This window comes from Curtobacterium sp. RIT-PI-V (assembly GCF_025642935.1).
GTDB lineage: Bacteria > Actinomycetota > Actinomycetes > Actinomycetales > Microbacteriaceae > Curtobacterium.
The window spans coordinates 46,474-62,617 of the sequence record NZ_JANZKM010000005.1 but is presented as its reverse complement, the minus strand read 5'-3'; the positions used below and the strand labels follow the sequence as shown (position 1 = coordinate 62,617).

Annotated in this window: 19 protein-coding genes and 1 pseudogene; 17 read left to right on the top strand and 3 right to left on the bottom strand. The window is 67.8% G+C overall.

What is annotated here, in order from left to right:
• The first annotated feature begins 49 nt into the window (after nt 1-49).
• From OGL88_RS05460 to eno, 11 genes are all read left to right on the top strand, one after another.
• The gene (locus OGL88_RS05460) at nt 50-952 is read left to right on the top strand and encodes a carbohydrate kinase family protein (RefSeq protein ID WP_263090337.1); all 903 of its coding nucleotides are present in this window, start codon (nt 50-52) and stop codon (nt 950-952) included.
• Nucleotides 949-1,764, top strand: coding sequence for a twin-arginine translocase subunit TatC (gene tatC, locus OGL88_RS05455; RefSeq protein ID WP_263090335.1), 816 nt, complete (start codon nt 949-951; stop codon nt 1,762-1,764). The genes OGL88_RS05460 and tatC overlap by 4 nt, the downstream gene beginning before the upstream one ends.
• A gap of 40 nt (nt 1,765-1,804) precedes the next feature.
• Nucleotides 1,805-2,017, top strand: coding sequence for a twin-arginine translocase TatA/TatE family subunit (locus OGL88_RS05450; RefSeq protein ID WP_263090332.1), 213 nt, complete (start codon nt 1,805-1,807; stop codon nt 2,015-2,017).
• A gap of 35 nt (nt 2,018-2,052) precedes the next feature.
• Nucleotides 2,053-2,379 carry a hypothetical protein gene (locus OGL88_RS05445; RefSeq protein ID WP_131847214.1) on the top strand — a complete coding sequence of 109 codons (327 nt, stop codon included), beginning with the start codon at nt 2,053-2,055 and terminating at the stop codon, nt 2,377-2,379.
• Nucleotides 2,369-3,958, top strand: coding sequence for a glycoside hydrolase family 32 protein (locus OGL88_RS05440; protein ID WP_263090327.1), 1,590 nt, complete (start codon nt 2,369-2,371; stop codon nt 3,956-3,958). The genes OGL88_RS05445 and OGL88_RS05440 overlap by 11 nt, the downstream gene beginning before the upstream one ends.
• Nucleotides 3,959-4,203: 245 nt before the next feature.
• A complete protein-coding gene (locus OGL88_RS05435) occupies nt 4,204-4,794 on the top strand; it encodes a universal stress protein (RefSeq protein WP_228506158.1) in 591 nt (196 codons plus the stop codon).
• Entirely contained in the window at nt 4,779-5,534 is a 756-nt protein-coding gene (locus OGL88_RS05430) for a 2,3-bisphosphoglycerate-dependent phosphoglycerate mutase (RefSeq protein ID WP_171907745.1), read from the top strand. Before OGL88_RS05435 ends, OGL88_RS05430 begins: the two co-directional genes overlap by 16 nt.
• Nucleotides 5,535-5,623: 89 nt before the next feature.
• On the top strand, nt 5,624-6,034 hold the full coding sequence (locus OGL88_RS05425) for a CrcB family protein (protein ID WP_055962328.1): 411 nt from the start codon (nt 5,624-5,626) through the stop codon (nt 6,032-6,034).
• A complete protein-coding gene (locus OGL88_RS05420; RefSeq protein WP_055960823.1) occupies nt 6,031-6,402 on the top strand; it encodes a fluoride efflux transporter FluC in 372 nt (123 codons plus the stop codon). Before OGL88_RS05425 ends, OGL88_RS05420 begins: the two co-directional genes overlap by 4 nt.
• A 26-nt stretch (nt 6,403-6,428) precedes the next feature.
• Complete coding sequence (locus OGL88_RS05415; RefSeq protein ID WP_055960822.1) at nt 6,429-6,914, top strand: inorganic diphosphatase; 486 nt, start codon at nt 6,429-6,431, stop codon at nt 6,912-6,914.
• A gap of 145 nt (nt 6,915-7,059) precedes the next feature.
• Complete coding sequence (eno, locus tag OGL88_RS05410; RefSeq protein ID WP_083413811.1) at nt 7,060-8,394, top strand: phosphopyruvate hydratase; 1,335 nt, start codon at nt 7,060-7,062, stop codon at nt 8,392-8,394.
• Here eno and OGL88_RS05405 read toward each other — a convergent pair.
• Together OGL88_RS05405 and OGL88_RS05400 are read right to left on the bottom strand one after the other, a co-directional pair.
• Nucleotides 8,379-9,032 (bottom strand): LysR substrate-binding domain-containing protein, encoded by a 654-nt coding sequence (locus OGL88_RS05405; RefSeq protein WP_263090508.1) that lies wholly within the window; start codon nt 9,030-9,032, stop codon nt 8,379-8,381. The genes eno and OGL88_RS05405 overlap by 16 nt on opposite strands.
• Before the next feature lie 69 nt (nt 9,033-9,101).
• A pseudogene (locus tag OGL88_RS05400) lies at nt 9,102-9,311 on the bottom strand (helix-turn-helix domain-containing protein); the annotation flags it as partial.
• A 165-nt stretch (nt 9,312-9,476) separates the two neighbouring features.
• Between OGL88_RS05400 and OGL88_RS05395 the strand changes: the two are divergent.
• The 6 genes from OGL88_RS05395 to OGL88_RS05370 all read left to right on the top strand — a co-directional run bounded on the left by OGL88_RS05395 (nt 9,477) and on the right by OGL88_RS05370 (nt 14,784).
• The gene (locus OGL88_RS05395) at nt 9,477-10,541 is read left to right on the top strand and encodes a TDT family transporter (RefSeq protein WP_240614499.1); all 1,065 of its coding nucleotides are present in this window, start codon (nt 9,477-9,479) and stop codon (nt 10,539-10,541) included.
• A gap of 140 nt (nt 10,542-10,681) precedes the next feature.
• Nucleotides 10,682-11,110 carry a uracil-DNA glycosylase gene (locus OGL88_RS05390; protein WP_228506156.1) on the top strand — a complete coding sequence of 143 codons (429 nt, stop codon included), beginning with the start codon at nt 10,682-10,684 and terminating at the stop codon, nt 11,108-11,110.
• A 140-nt stretch (nt 11,111-11,250) separates the two neighbouring features.
• A complete protein-coding gene (locus OGL88_RS05385) occupies nt 11,251-11,853 on the top strand; it encodes a recombinase family protein (RefSeq protein ID WP_055960814.1) in 603 nt (200 codons plus the stop codon).
• Between the two features lie 6 nt (nt 11,854-11,859).
• Nucleotides 11,860-13,263, top strand: coding sequence for a Mu transposase C-terminal domain-containing protein (locus tag OGL88_RS05380; protein WP_071301383.1), 1,404 nt, complete (start codon nt 11,860-11,862; stop codon nt 13,261-13,263).
• Entirely contained in the window at nt 13,260-14,072 is an 813-nt protein-coding gene (locus OGL88_RS05375; RefSeq protein ID WP_055960810.1) for an AAA family ATPase, read from the top strand. The genes OGL88_RS05380 and OGL88_RS05375 overlap by 4 nt, the downstream gene beginning before the upstream one ends.
• Nucleotides 14,073-14,214: 142 nt before the next feature.
• A complete protein-coding gene (locus OGL88_RS05370) occupies nt 14,215-14,784 on the top strand; it encodes a recombinase family protein (protein ID WP_263090305.1) in 570 nt (189 codons plus the stop codon).
• A 49-nt stretch (nt 14,785-14,833) separates the two neighbouring features.
• Here the strand turns inward: OGL88_RS05370 and OGL88_RS05365 are convergent, their stop codons facing one another.
• Nucleotides 14,834-16,126 (bottom strand): MFS transporter, encoded by a 1,293-nt coding sequence (locus OGL88_RS05365; protein ID WP_263090303.1) that lies wholly within the window; start codon nt 16,124-16,126, stop codon nt 14,834-14,836.
• Nucleotides 16,127-16,144: the final 18 nt, after the last annotated feature.

The following is a 16,144-nucleotide window of genomic DNA, read 5'->3' as shown; positions in this document are numbered from 1 at the left end:
GACAGGTTCGCCGACACCACCTCGTTCCCAATCATCGAAGGAGATGACTGTGCATCGAATCACCGTTGCGGGAGAAGCCCTCGTCGACATCGTCCACGACGACGCCACACGGGAGATCCCCGGCGGAAGCCCCGCGAACGTCGCCCTCGGGCTCGGACGGCTCGGCGCGCCAGTCGAATTCGCCACGTGGCTCGGTGATGACGCTCACGGCCGCCAGATCGCCGATCACCTCGAGGCGTCAGGGGTCGAGCTGGTTCCCGGCGTCTTCGGTGCCACGCGAACTTCGGCGGCGACAGTCCGCCTCACACCCGACGGTCAGCCCAGCTACGAGTTCGGCATCGAATGGGACCTGCCGCACCTGCCGCACGCGCCTCGATGGCTGCACACTGGATCGATCGGCGCGTTCGTGCAGCCGGGAGCGGGAAAAGTGCGAGAGCTCGTCCAGCGCACCGCAGCCGCTGGCGGCATTGTCTCGTTCGATCCGAACATCCGGCCCGCGCTCCTCGGGGACGCTGCAGCTGAGCGGGTCTGGTTCGAGCAGCTCGCTGCAGACGCGACTGTGCTGAAACTCTCCGACGAGGACGCCGCCTGGCTCTACCCGGGCGACAGCGCCGACGTCGTCCTCGACCGGCTCTTCGAGCTCGGCGTGACGCTGGCCGCCATCACTACCGGTGCCGCCGGCGCAACGCTCGCTACCACTCGAGAGCGGATCGCCGTGCCCAGCGAACGCGTCGATGTTGTCGACACGGTCGGGGCCGGCGACACGTACATGGCCACCCTCATCTGGCAACTCCAGGACACCATCGGCACGCTCGACGCCCTGGACTCCATCGCGCTGACACGACTCGGGCAGGTCAGCGCCAGCGCCGCGGCGATCACCGTGAGCCGTCGTGGTGCGGATCTACCAACCGCCGATGACGTGCTTACAGCACTGGGCGAGCCCACCAGATGAGCGCCCCGTCCGTTCCCCGCGGGACGACGCGGCAGGAGCGCCCCGCCGCCGGAACGATGTCACTCGGGCAGCACCTCAACGAGCTCCGGAAGCGGCTCTTCCGCGCAGTGCTCGCCATCGCAGTCTCCGCGGTCATCGGCTGGTTCCTCACACCGTTCGTGCTCGATCAACTCCGCGCACCCGTTACCGAGCTCGCAAACGCCGGCGGCGGTCACACCGCGGAACTGAACTTCCCCGCCATCAGCGGCGCCTTTGATTTGCGCCTCCAAATCACGATCACCATCGCGGTCGTCATCGCCAGCCCTGTCTGGCTGTACCAAGTCTGGGCGTTCATCGTTCCTGCGCTGGTGCGGAAGGAAAAGCTCTACGCCGTCGGGTTTGTCGGATCCGCGATTCCCCTCTTCCTTGGCGGATGCTGGTTCGGCTGGTACGTCCTGCCGCACATCGTGCAGATCCTCGGCAGCTTCGTCGCCCACCAGGACACCTCGATCGTCGACGCGAAGGCCTACTACGACTTCGCCGTGAAGCTTGTCCTCGCCGTCGGCATCGCGTTCGTCCTGCCGGTGTTCCTCGTCCTGCTCAACTTCGTCGGGGTCCTCACCGCGAAAGCGATCCTCGGTGCATGGCGCATCGCCGTGCTGTGCATCCTCATCTTCACTGCACTCGTCACACCGTCCGCTGACATCGCGTCGATGTTCTTGCTCGCCATCCCGATGGGCGTGCTCTACCTCGCAGCGTGCGCGGTCGCCTGGCTACACGACCGCCGTCTCGCCCGGCGCCTCTCGACGGCTTCCTCAACCACCACCCCGTGACGTAGCGTCCGCTGCGCCGCCTGCACACGAAGGACTCATCATGCTCGGCAACCTCACCGGAATCCACCTGCTCATCATCCTCGGCATCGTCATACTGCTCTTCGGCGCCACCAAGCTGCCCGCGCTGGCAAAAGGGCTGGGACAGTCGCTCAACATCTTCCGCAGCGAGATCCACGCCGGCGACAACAAGAAAAGCTCCGACCCGGCCAGCGCCCCGGTCGTACACGACGGCACCGTGCCGTCCCACGAGTGAGTCGCTCCCCGGCGGGCTGACGAAAGGAAAGCACCGTGGACCTCGAGAAGCTGCTCGTCATCGCCGCCATCGCAGGGTTATGTCTGGGACCGGCTCGGCTAGCCGCCCACACCAAGCAGCTCACCGCTCTCTTGCGTCAGCTGCGGGGATGGGCTGACACGACTAAAGCGCAGATCGAAGAGCAGACCGGGGTCGACATCGACTGGTCCGAACTCGATCCGCGCCGCTACGACCCGCGCCGCATCATCCGCGACGCTCTCACGCAACCCCAGACACCACACGAACCCGCCGTCCAACCAACGGCGCTCACCCACACCGCAGGACCAACCAACCCTCGAACCGGAGTCAACGATGACCTCTGAAATTCACCGCCGAGCCCTCTTCCAGGGCGCCGGAATCGGCGCCCTGGCGCTGTTCGCCACCGCGGCACCCGCTGAGGCCGCCCAGGCCGCCACCGCAGGATCCGCTTCAACGTCAGCCACCGCAGCGACATCATTCCGCGCGAAGTACCACATGACCCCGCCGGCTGGATGGCTGTCCGACCCGCAGCGACCGGTCTTCACCCGTGGCGCCTACCAGCTCTACTACCTGCACTCCGATGTCGACAACGGGGACGGTGGGTGGGACCACGTCTCCACCACCGACGGCATCAACTTCACCTTCCAGGGCACCGTCATCCCCCTGCAGACCAACCTGCCCACCTGGACCGGCTGCACCCTGATCGACACGAACAACACCGCCGGCTACGGCGCCGGCGCCGTCATCGCGCTAGCCACCCGCCCCACCGGAGGCGTTCGGAAATACCAGGAGCAGTACCTCTTCTACTCCACCGACGGCGGCTTCACCTTCACCGCCCGACCGAACCCCGTCATCGTCAACACCGACGGACGCGTCGCAACCACCGACGCGCAGATCTCCAACGCCGAGTGGTTCCGCGACCCCAAGGTGGCCTGGGACGACGCCCGCAACGAATGGGTCTGCGTCATCGGCCGGCAGCGCTACGCCGCGTTCTACACATCGAGGAACCTCATCGACTGGACGCTGCAGCACAACTTCGACTACCCCGACCACAACCTCGGCGGCATCGAATGCCCCGACCTCTTCCAGATCACAGCAAATGACGGCACCAAACACTGGGTCCTCGCCGGCAGCATGGACGCCTACAACGAGGGGCTGCCCTGCACGTACGCGTACTGGACCGGCTCCTGGAACGGCACCACGTACACGGCGGACAACCTCACCCCGCAATGGCTCGACTGGGGGTGGGACTGGTACGCGGCAGTTACCTGGCCTGCCAACGAAGCGCCGACAACAAAGCGGTACGGCCTCGGCTGGATGAACAACTGGAAGTACGCGAACCGGCAGGTGCCCACCGACGCATCCGATGGGTACAACGGCCAGAACTCGATCGTCCGCGAGATCACGCTGCAGAAGCAGACCGATGGTCGCTACACCCTCCTCAGTGCACCGATCGCGGCGCTCAAGGGCACCGCGAAGCGGACCGTGCCGATCGCGAACCAGACCGTGAACGGTTCGGTGGTGTTGCCCTACAACGGCCGCGCGTACGAGATCGAGCTCGACGTCACGTGGACCAATGCCACCAACGTCGGAGTCTCGGTCGGACGCTCGACGGACGGGGCGCGACACACCAACATCGGTAAGTACGGGAGCGACCTGTACGTCGACCGCGCGCCGTCCGACCGTGCAGGATTCGCGTTGGCGCCCTACACGCGGGCTGCAGCACCCATCGATCCGGCCGCCCGCGCCGTGCACCTCCGCATCCTCGTCGACACGCAAAGCGTCGAGGTGTTCGTCAACGCCGGCTACACGGTCCTGTCCAACCAGGTGAACTTCGACGCCGGCGACACAGGTATCTCGCTGTACTCCGACGGCGGCCCCGCCACCTTCTCCAACATCACCATCCGCGAATACGGAAGCTAGCACGCGCAGGGCGAAAGGCGGCAGCTGCCTTTCGCCCTGCGGCGGCTTCTGCGCTGCCCGCCAGCCGGTCGCTCCCCGGGCGCATCCGCGACCTCGGGGGAGGGGCTCGAAAACTGTGGGCAGCTTCGCTCCGTGTCGTCGGAATCGCTTCCTTCGGTGTCGGGACGTCGCGGGTGCGCGAGACGGCCCGCGTGACTTGGGGTTCGGGTGCATAATGGTGGTGTCTTCGGACCCGGTAGTGGGGCTTGCCGGACCCAACCTCGACAGTTGTCGACAACAGTCCCTATCTCAGCTGGTCGCGCTTCTGCGCGCCTGAGGTAGGGAGTGTCATGACAGCACCAATCGGTTCCGGACCGGTCGTCGTCGGCGTCCTGCCCGGCCTCGCTCCGGGGGTCATCGAGGTTGCGTCGTCTATCGCGCGGCGCTTCGGTACGACGCTGGTGTGCGTCAGCGTGGATGCATCGCTCTTCGATGCCGGTACGCGCTCGGACGGGTCGGTGATGGTGGAACCGATCGACCCTGACACCGCTGACACGACACCGCAGGGCTTGTCGGACAGTGACAAGGCGGCAGTACGTGCTGCCGCAACGACCTACGGCGTCGACGTCACGTTCGTCCCGGGTGTCGGGGATCCGAGCCGGGCACTGTCGCAGGTGGCCGAAGACCGCGACGCGGCGATGCTGGTCGTCGGGGCCAGGACGGGAGCGGGTCGAATCGCGGAGTTCTTCACGGGGTCGGTCGCGGTACGGCTGACCCATCAGCAGCACCGTTCAGTGCTCGTAGTGCCCGTTGATCCGGTCGGGTTCGATGCCCCACTGCCGTGGGACACCCCGTGACCGGCCAGCTTGTTCTGCTCCGCCACGGACAGAGCACTGCGAACGCTGCCGGTACCTTCACCGGCTTGCGAGACGTCGCGCTGACCGAACAGGGCAGCGCCGAAGCGAATCGGGCTGGGTTGCTACTTCTGCATGCCGGCATCCGACCGGACCTCGTGCTCACGTCGACGCTCGAGCGGGCGCTCCACACGGCGGAGCTCGTCACCGACGTCCTCGGACGTGATGCGCCGATCGAGTCGACGTGGCGGTTGAACGAGCGGAACTACGGCGCCCTCACCGGCATGTCCAAGCAGAATGCGCAAGCGGCGTTGGGGGCGGAGCAGTTCTTCGCTGTTCGTCGGACCCGCACGGGACGGCCACCACGCATGTCGATCCGCGCGTGGCTGGCGCTCCGGCGGACGCCGGCGCTTCGTGGACTGCCGTGGGCGGCACTTCGTCGAACCGAAACACTCTCCGACGTCATCCGCCGGGTCCAACCCGTCCTGTCGCACAGCATCACCCCGGCACTCCGCGACGGGCAGACAGTGCTCGTCGTCGCGCACGGCAACTCACTGCGGGCACTGTGTGCCTGCATGGACGGCCTAACTGACGGTGAGCTCGCGGACCTGAACCTCCCCACGGGCGAACCCCTGATCTACCGGTTCGACGGCGACGGTGGGTTCTGTCCGCGGGGTGGGGAGTACCTGCATCCGGCAGCACGAGCAGCAGCGGCAGCGGTCGCTGCGGAAGGTGGAACATGACCTCCCGAACGGACACGCACCTGCCCGATGGGCAGCTCCCGCCCGACCCAGACATCGACGCCAACGACCCGGAACGTATCGACCGGCCAGTGCATCTGCGGTGGCGGTACCTCGGTGTCGTCGCACTCGGCGGCGCCATCGGTACCGCCGCACGCGACGGACTCAGCACCGCGTTCCCCGCTCAGCAGGAGGTGTCCTGGGCGATCTTCTGGATCAACATCGCCGGCGCGCTCCTACTGGGTGTGCTGCTGGAACACCTCGCGCATCGCGGACCTGACGAGGGTCGCCGCCGGACACTGCGCCTGCTTCTGGGAACCGGTGTCCTCGGCGGGTTCACCACCTACAGCACCCTCGCGACCAGCACCGCGGTGTTGTTCCTCGCTGGCCGCGGGTTGGCCGGCACCGGGTACGCGCTCCTGACGGTCCTCGCCGGCGCGATCGCCACCGGTAGCGGCCTCGCGATCGCGGGTTTGGTCCGACCGAACGGGGCCACATCATGAGCGCCCTGGCCTTCCTCAGCGTCGCGGTCGCTGGCGGTGTCGGCGCGGCCGCACGGTTCTTCGTGGATGGTGCGATCAACCGGGGTCGGCAGTTCCGGCTCCCGGTCGGGACGCTGACGATCAACATCACCGGCTCGTTCCTGCTGGGCTTGATCACCGGCGCCGCCGGTCACCTCGGCGCCACCCCCGTCGCGGTGCTCGGAACAGGGCTCATGGGTGGCTACACCACGTTCAGCACCGCCAGCTTCGAGACCGTCCGCCTCGCACGCACTGGCCGCACCACCGCGGCTGCCGTGAACGGGCTCGGGATGCTCGTCGTCTCCGTCGCCGCAGCCGCCGGGGGCGTCACCCTCGGCACCCTCACTTGACCATCCGACTGGGAGACGAACAGCTCATGCACTTCGACATCACGATCGAGATCCCCCGCGGCAGCGGCAACAAGTACGAGGTCGACCACGCCACCGGACGGATCCGCCTGGACCGGGCGGTGTTCACCAGCATGGTGTTCCCGCAGGACTACGGCTCGATCGACGACACTCTCGGCGATGACGGCGACCCCCTCGACGCGCTCGTGCTGCTGCCCCGGCCCACGTTCCCCGGCGTCGTCATCGACGTCCGCCCGGTCGGGATGCTCCGCATGGTCGACGAGAACGGCGGCGATGACAAGATCCTCACCGTCCCCGCCGGAGACGTCCGCTTCGACCACGTCCAGGACATCTCCGACGTCGCCGAGCCGGTCCTGGCGGAGATCGAGCACTTCTTCGCCCACTACAAGGAGATCGAGCACGGCAAGCACGTCACCACCAACGGGTGGGCGAACCGTGTCGACGCCGAAGCCATCATCCGCGCCGCACAGGAACGGTTCACCCCGCACCCCTGACCGGCACCCGCGCACCCGACACCATCCAGTGCGCGCCCTGAACCGCCGTGGGGAGGCAACTGGCGCCCAGTGATCGCCAGGAGGTCGTCCCTCCGCCTCCCCGCGGCCCACACCCGCACGACCAACCCGAAAGGCGACAACCGCCGTGAACGACTACATCAGCAACGTCCACCACACCACCCACCATCAGGGCGAGTACGTGACCCACACCAGCCGCCCCGTCACCATCAGCAGCCTGCACGGCTCCCGGATCCTCGACTCCCGCGGCTACCCGACGATCCAGGTGCGTCTCGAGCTCGAGGACGGCACCGTCGTCACCGGTGACGCCCCCGCAGGCGCATCCACTGGCGCGCATGAGGCTGTCGAGCTTCGCGACGGCGGCAGCAGCTACGGCGGCCGCGACGTGAGCCAGGCACTGCACCTCATCACGACGGACGTCGCACCGATGATCACCGGCCAGTCGTGGACCTCGATCGGGCAGGCCGACGCCGCCCTCGCTGCCCTCGACGGCACCCCGAACCACCGCCGGCTCGGCGCGAACAGTGTCGTCGCGACCTCGATCGCGATGGCACGCGCTCTCGCCGCCGCAGCGGAGCTGCCGCTCTGGCGTTGGATCGCAGACGTCACCGGCAGCACGCCCCGCCTGCCCGTCCCGCACTTCAACGTGCTCAACGGCGGAGCGCACGCAGCGAACGCGCTCGACTTCCAGGAGTTCATGATCGCCCCGGTGAACGCCGAGACCATGACCGACGCGGTTCGGATCGGATCGGACGTCTACCACGCGCTGGCGGCACTGGTCCGGGAACGGTTCGGCAGTCTCGGTCTCGGGGACGAAGGCGGCTTCGCCCCGTCGATCGCCGCGCCCGAGGAGGCCCTCGACCTCCTCGTCGCCGCGATCAGTACCGCCGGTTACGAGCCCGGCGTGGACACCGTCGCGATCGCACTCGACCCGGCGGCGAACGAGTTCGCGCTCGGTGACGGTAGCTACCGGGTCGTGGACCGCCGGCTCGACCGCGCAGGCATGGTCGACTACTACCGCGACCTCATCAGCCGGTATCCGATCCGGAGCATCGAAGACGGCTTCTCCGAAGATGACCACGGCGGCTGGAAGGCGATGTCGTTCGCGCTCGGCGACATGCTCCAGATCGTCGGCGATGATCTCTACGTCACCGATCCGCAGCGCATCCGCGACGGTGGGAAGGACGGGCTCTCGAACGCGGCGCTCATCAAGCCGAACCAGATCGGCACCGTCTCCCAGACCCTCGACGCGATCGGCGTCGCACGCTCGCTCGGGATGCGGAGCATGGTGTCGCACCGGTCCGGCGAGACCACCGACACGTTCATCGCGGACCTCGTCGTCGGCACCGGAACCGGACAGATCAAGTCCGGCGCACCCGCCCGCGGAGAACGCGTCGCCAAGTACAACCGGCTCACCGAGATCGCGGAGAACAATCCGGAGCTGCCCTACGGGCTGCGCTGACCCCGACCGGTCACCTCGTGGGCGACGCGCAGGAAAGCAGAACCAGCTGGCTGAGGCTCTCCCGACCAGATCGCCCGCAACGGCCGGGCAAGTGGCGGCCCAGCGAGCGGGACCCGCACCAGCGACCCGTCGTTGATGTCGGCGGCGACCGTGCGAAGGCTCATCACCGCCGGTGCAATTCCAGCCTGCGCGTTCGCCCGGATGATGCTCGTGGTCTCCAGCACCGCGGCCGGAACCGACATGCTCAAACCGGCCTCCCTGAGCCATGCGGCGAGGGTCGCGCGAGTTCCGGAACCTTCTTCCCGCAGGAGCAGAGCCGTCGCCGCCAGGACCTCCGCAGTGATCCCGGTCGACCGAGCCCAGGGATGTTCCGGCGCAACGACGACCGCGAGCTCATCGTCCGCGATCACCTGCGCGGACACACCTGCCGCCGTCACCGGGGTCTCCGTGAACCCGAGGTTCGCGCCACCCGACTGCACGAGGTCCGTCACCGCGGCGGAGTTGCCCGCGATCAGGCGCACCCGCACGTCGGGTTCGCGGCGGCGGAATTCGAGCAGCCAGCCCGGCAGCAGCAGCTCCGCGATCGTCTGTGACGCTGCGACGACGAGCGAACCCGTGGGAGTCCGCAGCGCAGCCACTCCTGCTTCGAGGTGGCGAGACGCGTCGAGGACCGGTCCGGCCAGCCCGACGACGAGCCTGCCGGTCTCGGTCAGCACCGACCCCGTGGTCGAGCGGTGCACCAACAAGTGACCGACCATGCGCTCGGCGACCCGGATCCGAGCAGACACTGCCTGTTGCGTGACGCCGAGCGCTCCAGCGGCAGCGGAGAGGGAGCCGGTCTCGGCGACGCGTGCGAGCACGTCGAGTGTGTCGAGGTCGAGGGTTCGGTCCGTGAGTCGCCGTAGTGCCACAATCATTGATTGTGCCCTGCCAAGAGGTTCCGGGTACCGCCAGAGGCAGGATTCGCGCAGGCTTGGCCCATGACAACGCTCCGCACGGACCCTGCACCCGCGAACGGTAGCCAGCTGCCCCAACGGCCGCAGACGGCGTTGTTCCGTGACCTGGAGCGGCCAGGCCTGATCGTGTCGAATCTCACACCGAACTGGTTCGCGTCGATCATGGGCACGGGGATCGTCGCTGTCGCAGCTGCGTCACTGCCGCTGCAGTTCCCCGGGCTGCGCCTCGCGGCGACGGTCGTGTGGGCGATCGCCGCGGTGCTCCTCGTCGCCCTCACGACCGCGACGGTGCTGCACTGGATCCGCTACCGGAGCACTGCAGCCGGGCACCAGCTCAACCCGGTGATCTCGCACTTCTACGGCGCACCACCGATGGCGTTCCTCACCGTCGGCGCCGGGACACTCCTGCTCGGCAAGGACTGGGTCGGCCTGCCCGCCGCCGTCACCATCGACTGGGTCCTGTGGACCATCGGCACCATCGGAGGACTGCTCACGGCAGTGCTCGTGCCGTACCTGGCGTTCACCCGCCACGAGAACAAGCCCGACTCCGCGTTCGGCGGCTGGCTGATGCCGATCGTCCCGCCGATGGTGTCCGCCTCCACCGGTGCGCTCCTGCTGCCGTACGCCCCCGCCGGGCAGGCGCGGGAGACGCTGCTGTGGTCCTGCTACGGCTTCTTCGGCCTCAGCCTCATCACGTCGCTGGTCGTGATCACGCTGATCTGGAACCGTCTCGCGCAGCACAAGGTCGGGGCCGCCGGCATGGTCCCGACTCTGTGGATCGTCCTCGGGCCGGTCGGACAGTCGATCACCGCGGTGAACCTCCTCGCATCGAACGCCCCCACCGTTGTCGATGCGAGTACCGCGCATGCCCTGCTGGTCGTGGCGCTGGTGTACGGGTTCGCGATGCTCGGCTTCGCGCTGCTGTGGACCGTCATCGCCCTCGCGATCACCATCCGCACTGCCCGCGAACACTTGCCGTTCAGCCTGACTTGGTGGTCCTTCACGTTCCCCGTCGGGACCTGCGTCACCGGCCTGAACGGGCTCGCCCTGCACTCAGGCCTGACCGTCGTTGCCGTCCTCGCCGTCATCTACTACGCCGGCCTCGTCGCCGCATGGATCACCGTTGCCCTTCGCACCTTTCACGGATCCGTCATCCGTGGCACCCTGCTGGCACCGCCACAGCCGGCATGAGTACCCCCGAGGAACTCGCTGACGTTCGATCGCTGAACGGTCTCGCGGAGACGTGGCGGACCGCGCCCGACGGCAGCCGACGGTTCGTCCCGAGCTTCGACCCACGATCCGGCGGCAGATTCAGCCGTGTCCTGGTCCTGATGCAGTCGCCTGGCCCCCAGACCATCGCCGCAGCGCACGCAGCGATCTGCAGCGAGGACAACCCGGGCCCGACCGCGGCCGCGTTCCGAGCAGCCCGTATCGAGTCCGGACTCGCACGCGGCGAGTACGTCCGCTGGAACCTTGTCCCATGGGAACTGCCCGACCGCGTGCGACTCGAGGACATCGACGAGGGGCGGCATGCCCTCGCCACACTGCTCGCGGCCCTCCCCGCTCTCACTGCGATCGTCACGTACGGGGCCGTTGCCCTCGACGGCGTCATGCGACACTTCACCCTGGACGAGCACCCCCGACTCCTTCCGGTCATCGCAGCACCACATCCGTCTCCCGCCAACGGCCGCCACCGATCGGAACAACACCTCCGTTCCGTGCAAGCACTCCGGCTCGCCGCGCGAGCGCGGCAGACGTAACAAATACGAACGATTCCGCTACAACTATCCGTACCGGCGCTCAGTCCGGGTGCGAGGCGCCGTGTCTTGTAGCGGAACCCAGTCCCAGAATCTACGTGCCGCCACTACCCCTCCTGGTCGAGTTTCGCTACGTTCTCTTCATGGGTCACCTTCTCGGGTATGCGCGCGTGTCCACCACAGACCAGGACGCGTCGCTGCAGATCGACGCGCTCAACGCCGCTGGCTGCTACCGCGTGTTCGTCGACACCATGTCCGGGTCGCTCCAACACCGGCCCGAGCTCGACAAGCTCCTCGACCAGCTCCGCCCCGGCGACACTCTCGTCGTCTGGCGACTCGACCGGCTCGGCCGGTCCATCCGGCACCTCATCGATCAGCTGCACGCTCTCGCCGAGCGCGGCATCGGGTTCCGGTCCCTGCAGGAGACCATCGACACCACCTCGCCCGGCGGCCGGCTCGTGTTCCACGTCTTCGCCGCGTTGGCGGAGTTCGAACGGGACCTCATCAAGGAACGCACCAACGCCGGCCTCGCCGCCGCTCGAGCCCGCGGCCGCACCGGCGGCCGACCATCTCGGCTCTCCGCGGACCAGGTGCGCACCGCACGCCGGCTCTACGAACAGCAGGACATGACCGTCGCGCAGATCGGCGACGTGCTCGGCGTTAGCCGCACCACCATCTACCGTGCACTCGCGAAGCACGCCGAGCCCGTCGCGGCGCGACGAACCAAGCCTTCCCCAACGATGTAGCTGGCTATGGACGCGAGCGAGCGGTGGGGCATCCTTCGACTGCACGTCGAGGACGCCATCCCGCTCGCCACCCTGGCCCGCACCACGGGCGTCGCTGAGCGCACCCTGCAACGCTGGTTGGCCCGCTACCGAACCGGCGGATACCCGGCTCTCGCCGACGGCACCCGCACCGATCACGGCGCCCGACGGACGGCACCGGAACTGGTGCGCCTGATTGAGGGGCTCGCACTCACCAAGCCACGACCTTCGATCGCCACGATTCACCGCCAGGTCGACAATTACTGCACCAAACGAGGTCTCTCAGCGCCGTCGTACTCCGTTGTGCGGTCGATCGTGAACGGGCTTGATCCCGGGATGGTGACGCTCGCGCTTGAGGGGCCCGCGTCATATCGGGACAAGCACGAACTGCTGCTCCGACGTCGTGCGGATCGCCCCAACGCGATCTGGCAGGCGGACCACACGATGCTCGATCTGCTCATCGTCGGACCCGACGGCAAGCCCGAACGGCCGTGGTTGACGGTGATCCTCGACGACTACTCCCGCGCGGTCTGCGGGTACATGGTGTTCCTCGGCGCCCCATCCGCCGCGAACACCGCGCTCGCGCTCCGGCAAGCGATCTGGCACAAGCCGGAACCGGACTGGCCTGTCTGCGGGATCCCAGACGTGCTCTACACAGACCACGGGTCCGACTTCACCAGCCACCGAATCGGCGACACCGCCGCCGTGCTGCACCTCCGCATCATCCACTCGCAGGTCGCTCGCCCCCAGGGCCGCGGGAAGATCGAGCGGTTCTTCGGCACCATCAACACCGAGCTGCTCCCAACGCTCCCCGGCCACCTCGCACCCGGATCCTCGGCGCCGGCGCCGACGCCGGCGCTGGATCTCGCCGGTGTCGACAGTGCCATCAACACGTTCATCCGCCGCTACAACGCCCGCATCCACCGCGAGCTCCGGAAGAGCCCACTGGAAGCGTGGATCGCAGACGGGTGGCTGCCACGAATGCCGGACTCCCTCGAGCAGCTCGACGGGTTCCTGCTCACCGTCCCGACCACGCGTGTCGTGCAACGAGACGGCATCCACTTCGAAGGGCTCCGCTACACCGCAACCACTCTCGCACCCTTCGTGGGCAGCACCGTCAGCGTCCGGTACGACCCCCGCGACGTCACCGAGATCCGTGTCTTTCACCGCGACGCGTTCCTGTGCACCGCGATCAGTACCGCGCATCAGACCGAGACCATCAGTCTCAAGCAGATCCAGGCCGCCCGGAACGCGCAACGAAGAGCCCTGCGCGGGCAGATCCGCGAACGCATCGCGATCGTCCGCCCCACACCCGATGATCACACCCCACCAGCACCCGCACCGGCACCGGATCAACCGCGACTGATGACCTACGAGGAGGACCGGTCATGACGAGCCAGTTCATCATCACGAAGGAACACCGTCGGTTCGCGGAGTTCGCCGACGCCGTCCGGAAGCAGAACACCATCGGCGTCTGCTTCGGCCCCGCTGGCGTCGGCAAGACCCTCTCCGCACGCCGCTACGCCCACTGGGACAGCATCGGCCCGTTCATCGCCAGATGGGCCGCACGCAGCGAAGACGACACGAAGATCTACGCCGCCGCCCACCGAGCCCGCACCGTCTTCTACACGCCCGAGGTCTCCGCCACGATGCGCGCCCTGCAGGACGACCTCCGGCACGACATGCTCCGCACCGAACGCTGCATCGAGGAACACCTCCTGCTCCAGGGTCGCCACTTCGACCACGCACACGGCCCCAACCCGTCCCTGCTCGAGCTGATCATCATCGACGAGTCCGAACGCCTCACCGGCAACGCGATCGAGTGGCTCCGCGACCAGTACGACCGCACCGGCATAGCGATGATCCTCATCGGCATGCCCGGCATCGAGAAGCAGTTCAGCCACTACCCGCAGCTCTACAGCCGCCTCGGTTTCGCCCACCAGTACCGTCCGCTCGGCCACGACGAGCTGCTCTTCGTCCTCGAACGTCAATGGCGCAAGCTCGGCAAGACGCTCGACCCCGACGACTTCACCGACGCGCAAGCCATCGCCGCCGTCGAACGCATCACCCGCGGCAACTTCCGGCTCCTTGAGCGCCTCCTCCCTCAGATCCAACGCGTCCTGAAGATCAACGAGCTCGACGTCATCACCAACGACGTCGTCGAGGCCGCCCGCAGCACCCTCGTCATCGGCACCACCTGACCCGACACCGATCGCAGCGAAAACGACGACACAGAGCGAGGCTGCTCACACGAAAACTCAGGAAAGGTCTAGGTTCGGGATTCTCAACAGCCTGTCCCGTGAAACTGCCCGGGGAGGGTACGGCTGACAGTACAGTTGCGTCGTGCTCATCGGATACGCCCGCGTCTCGACCTCCGGCCAGGACCTCGCGGCGCAACGCGACGGCCTACAGGCCCTCGGGGTTGCGGATCAAGACATCCACGTCGACCACGGCATGTCCGGCACGACTCGAGAACGACCCGGCCTCCGATCGGCCCTCGCCGCGGTCCGATCCGGTGACACCCTCGTCGTGACGAAGCTCGACCGGCTCGCGCGATCGCTTCGCGACGCGACCGACATCGCAGACGAGCTCACGAAGAAGGGTGTGGCACTGAACCTCGGCGGATCGGTGTACGACCCCACCGATCCCGTTGGGCGGCTCCTCTTCAACGTCCTCGGCATGGTCGCCGAGTTCGAGGCTGATCTCATCCGGGCCCGCACCCGCGAGGGCATGGCGATTGCGAAGGCAGCCGGCAAGCTCCGCGGAGGCAAGCCCAAGCTCAACAAGGCACAGGAGAAGCACCTGGTCGAGCTGCACCGAGCCGGCACGCACACCACCAGCGACCTCGCCGAGCTCTTCGGTGTCGCCCGTGCCACCGTCTACCGGGCCGTTCACCGCGCCGATCCGAAGTGAGAATCGATCCGGTTCTCGGGTAGCCATCGTCTAATGAGACTGGTTAGCTTCAGTGTTGTCTGTCGGTGCTGGGTTGCTCGACGGCGATGCGCCTGGCGATCGCTGCCACTCCGCCCGCTGCCATCAGAAAGACGACAGCGAGGATCGCCCAACCAACGGTGCCGAGGTTGATCGCGGTCAGCGTCACGACGGCCGGAGCGGCCATAGCGGCGACGGCGTACCCGGTCCCGTACACACCCTGGTACGCGCCGATGCGGTCGGCCGGTGCGAGCTCGAAGGACAGTGCCCAGCCCGCGGCGCTCGACGTGATCTCGGCGAGCGAGTGCGCGACCGCTGCCGCGACGAGCACCGCGGTAGCGATCGCCGCCGGCGCCCAGTCGACGCCGCGCACCCATCCGGCGGCCGCCCACAGCCCGCAGGCCAGCGCCATCACCCAGCCCGCGTGCCGCATCACCCGCGCGGCCCCGGCGACGGTGTCGGTCCCCCGGCTCATCCGGACCTGGAGCATGACCACGCACACCGTGTTCACGAGCAGGAGCGGCGACACCAGGACATCCGGCGCGACGGTGTGCTGCACGACCCACAGCGGCACGGCGACCTCGAACAGGCCGAACTGCATGCCGAAGACCCCGGTCAGTGCCGCCACCGCGAGGAATCGGACGTCCCGGTACGGACTGCGACCGGCGGCCTCCGGGCGGTCGATCGTGCCGGTATCCGTCCGGTCTGCCGGAGCCGGGTCGACCCGCGCCGTCGACAGCCCCGCGACGAGGAACGCCGAGGACACGAAGAACAGCCCGGACACGACCATCGTCACGCGGTACGCCTCGCCCGTGCCGATCACCAGCGGGATCGCAGCAAGCGCCGTCCCAACGCCGATCCCGACGTTCGTCACGGTCCGCATCGTCGCCCGCACCCGGACGCGCTCAGCCCCCGGGAACGCCCGACCGATCGCGGCGCTCCGCACCGATCCGCCGCCCTGCTGCGCGAGCGTGACCACCGAAGCGGTGACGATGAGCGTCGTGACGTCGTGGACGAGCACGTAGGCGACGAGGGCGGCCCCCTGAACGACGTGCAACCAGATCAGCATCCGCCGTGCACTGAACCGGTCGGCGAGGTGCCCGAACGCCAGGGACGAGGCCACACCGACCGCACCGGCAACCGTCAACCCGAGGCCGACCGCGACGGTGGGCATGCCGACGATCGTGATCAGGTAGAGCGTCGTCAGCGTGAAAAACGCGCCGCGGCCGAGGGTGTCGACGAGCGTGACGGTGAGCAGGCGTCGGAGCGTTGTGTCCCGGCGGACGAGGGTGCGGATCGGTACCTGCTGCTTGGTGGTGCTCACCCCTCCAGTTCTGGCAGC

Coding starts and splice junctions, on each gene's coding strand:
- OGL88_RS05375 (WP_055960810.1), top strand. CDS start 13,260: ATGACGAGCCAGTTCATCATCACGAAGGAACACCGTCGGTTCGCGGAG.
- OGL88_RS05440 (WP_263090327.1), top strand. CDS start 2,369: ATGACCTCTGAAATTCACCGCCGAGCCCTCTTCCAGGGCGCCGGAATC.
- OGL88_RS05415 (WP_055960822.1), top strand. CDS start 6,429: ATGCACTTCGACATCACGATCGAGATCCCCCGCGGCAGCGGCAACAAG.
- OGL88_RS05380 (WP_071301383.1), top strand. CDS start 11,860: ATGGACGCGAGCGAGCGGTGGGGCATCCTTCGACTGCACGTCGAGGAC.
- OGL88_RS05390 (WP_228506156.1), top strand. CDS start 10,682: ATGCAGTCGCCTGGCCCCCAGACCATCGCCGCAGCGCACGCAGCGATC.
- OGL88_RS05420 (WP_055960823.1), top strand. CDS start 6,031: ATGAGCGCCCTGGCCTTCCTCAGCGTCGCGGTCGCTGGCGGTGTCGGC.
- OGL88_RS05385 (WP_055960814.1), top strand. CDS start 11,251: ATGGGTCACCTTCTCGGGTATGCGCGCGTGTCCACCACAGACCAGGAC.
- OGL88_RS05450 (WP_263090332.1), top strand. CDS start 1,805: ATGCTCGGCAACCTCACCGGAATCCACCTGCTCATCATCCTCGGCATC.
- tatC (WP_263090335.1), top strand. CDS start 949: ATGAGCGCCCCGTCCGTTCCCCGCGGGACGACGCGGCAGGAGCGCCCC.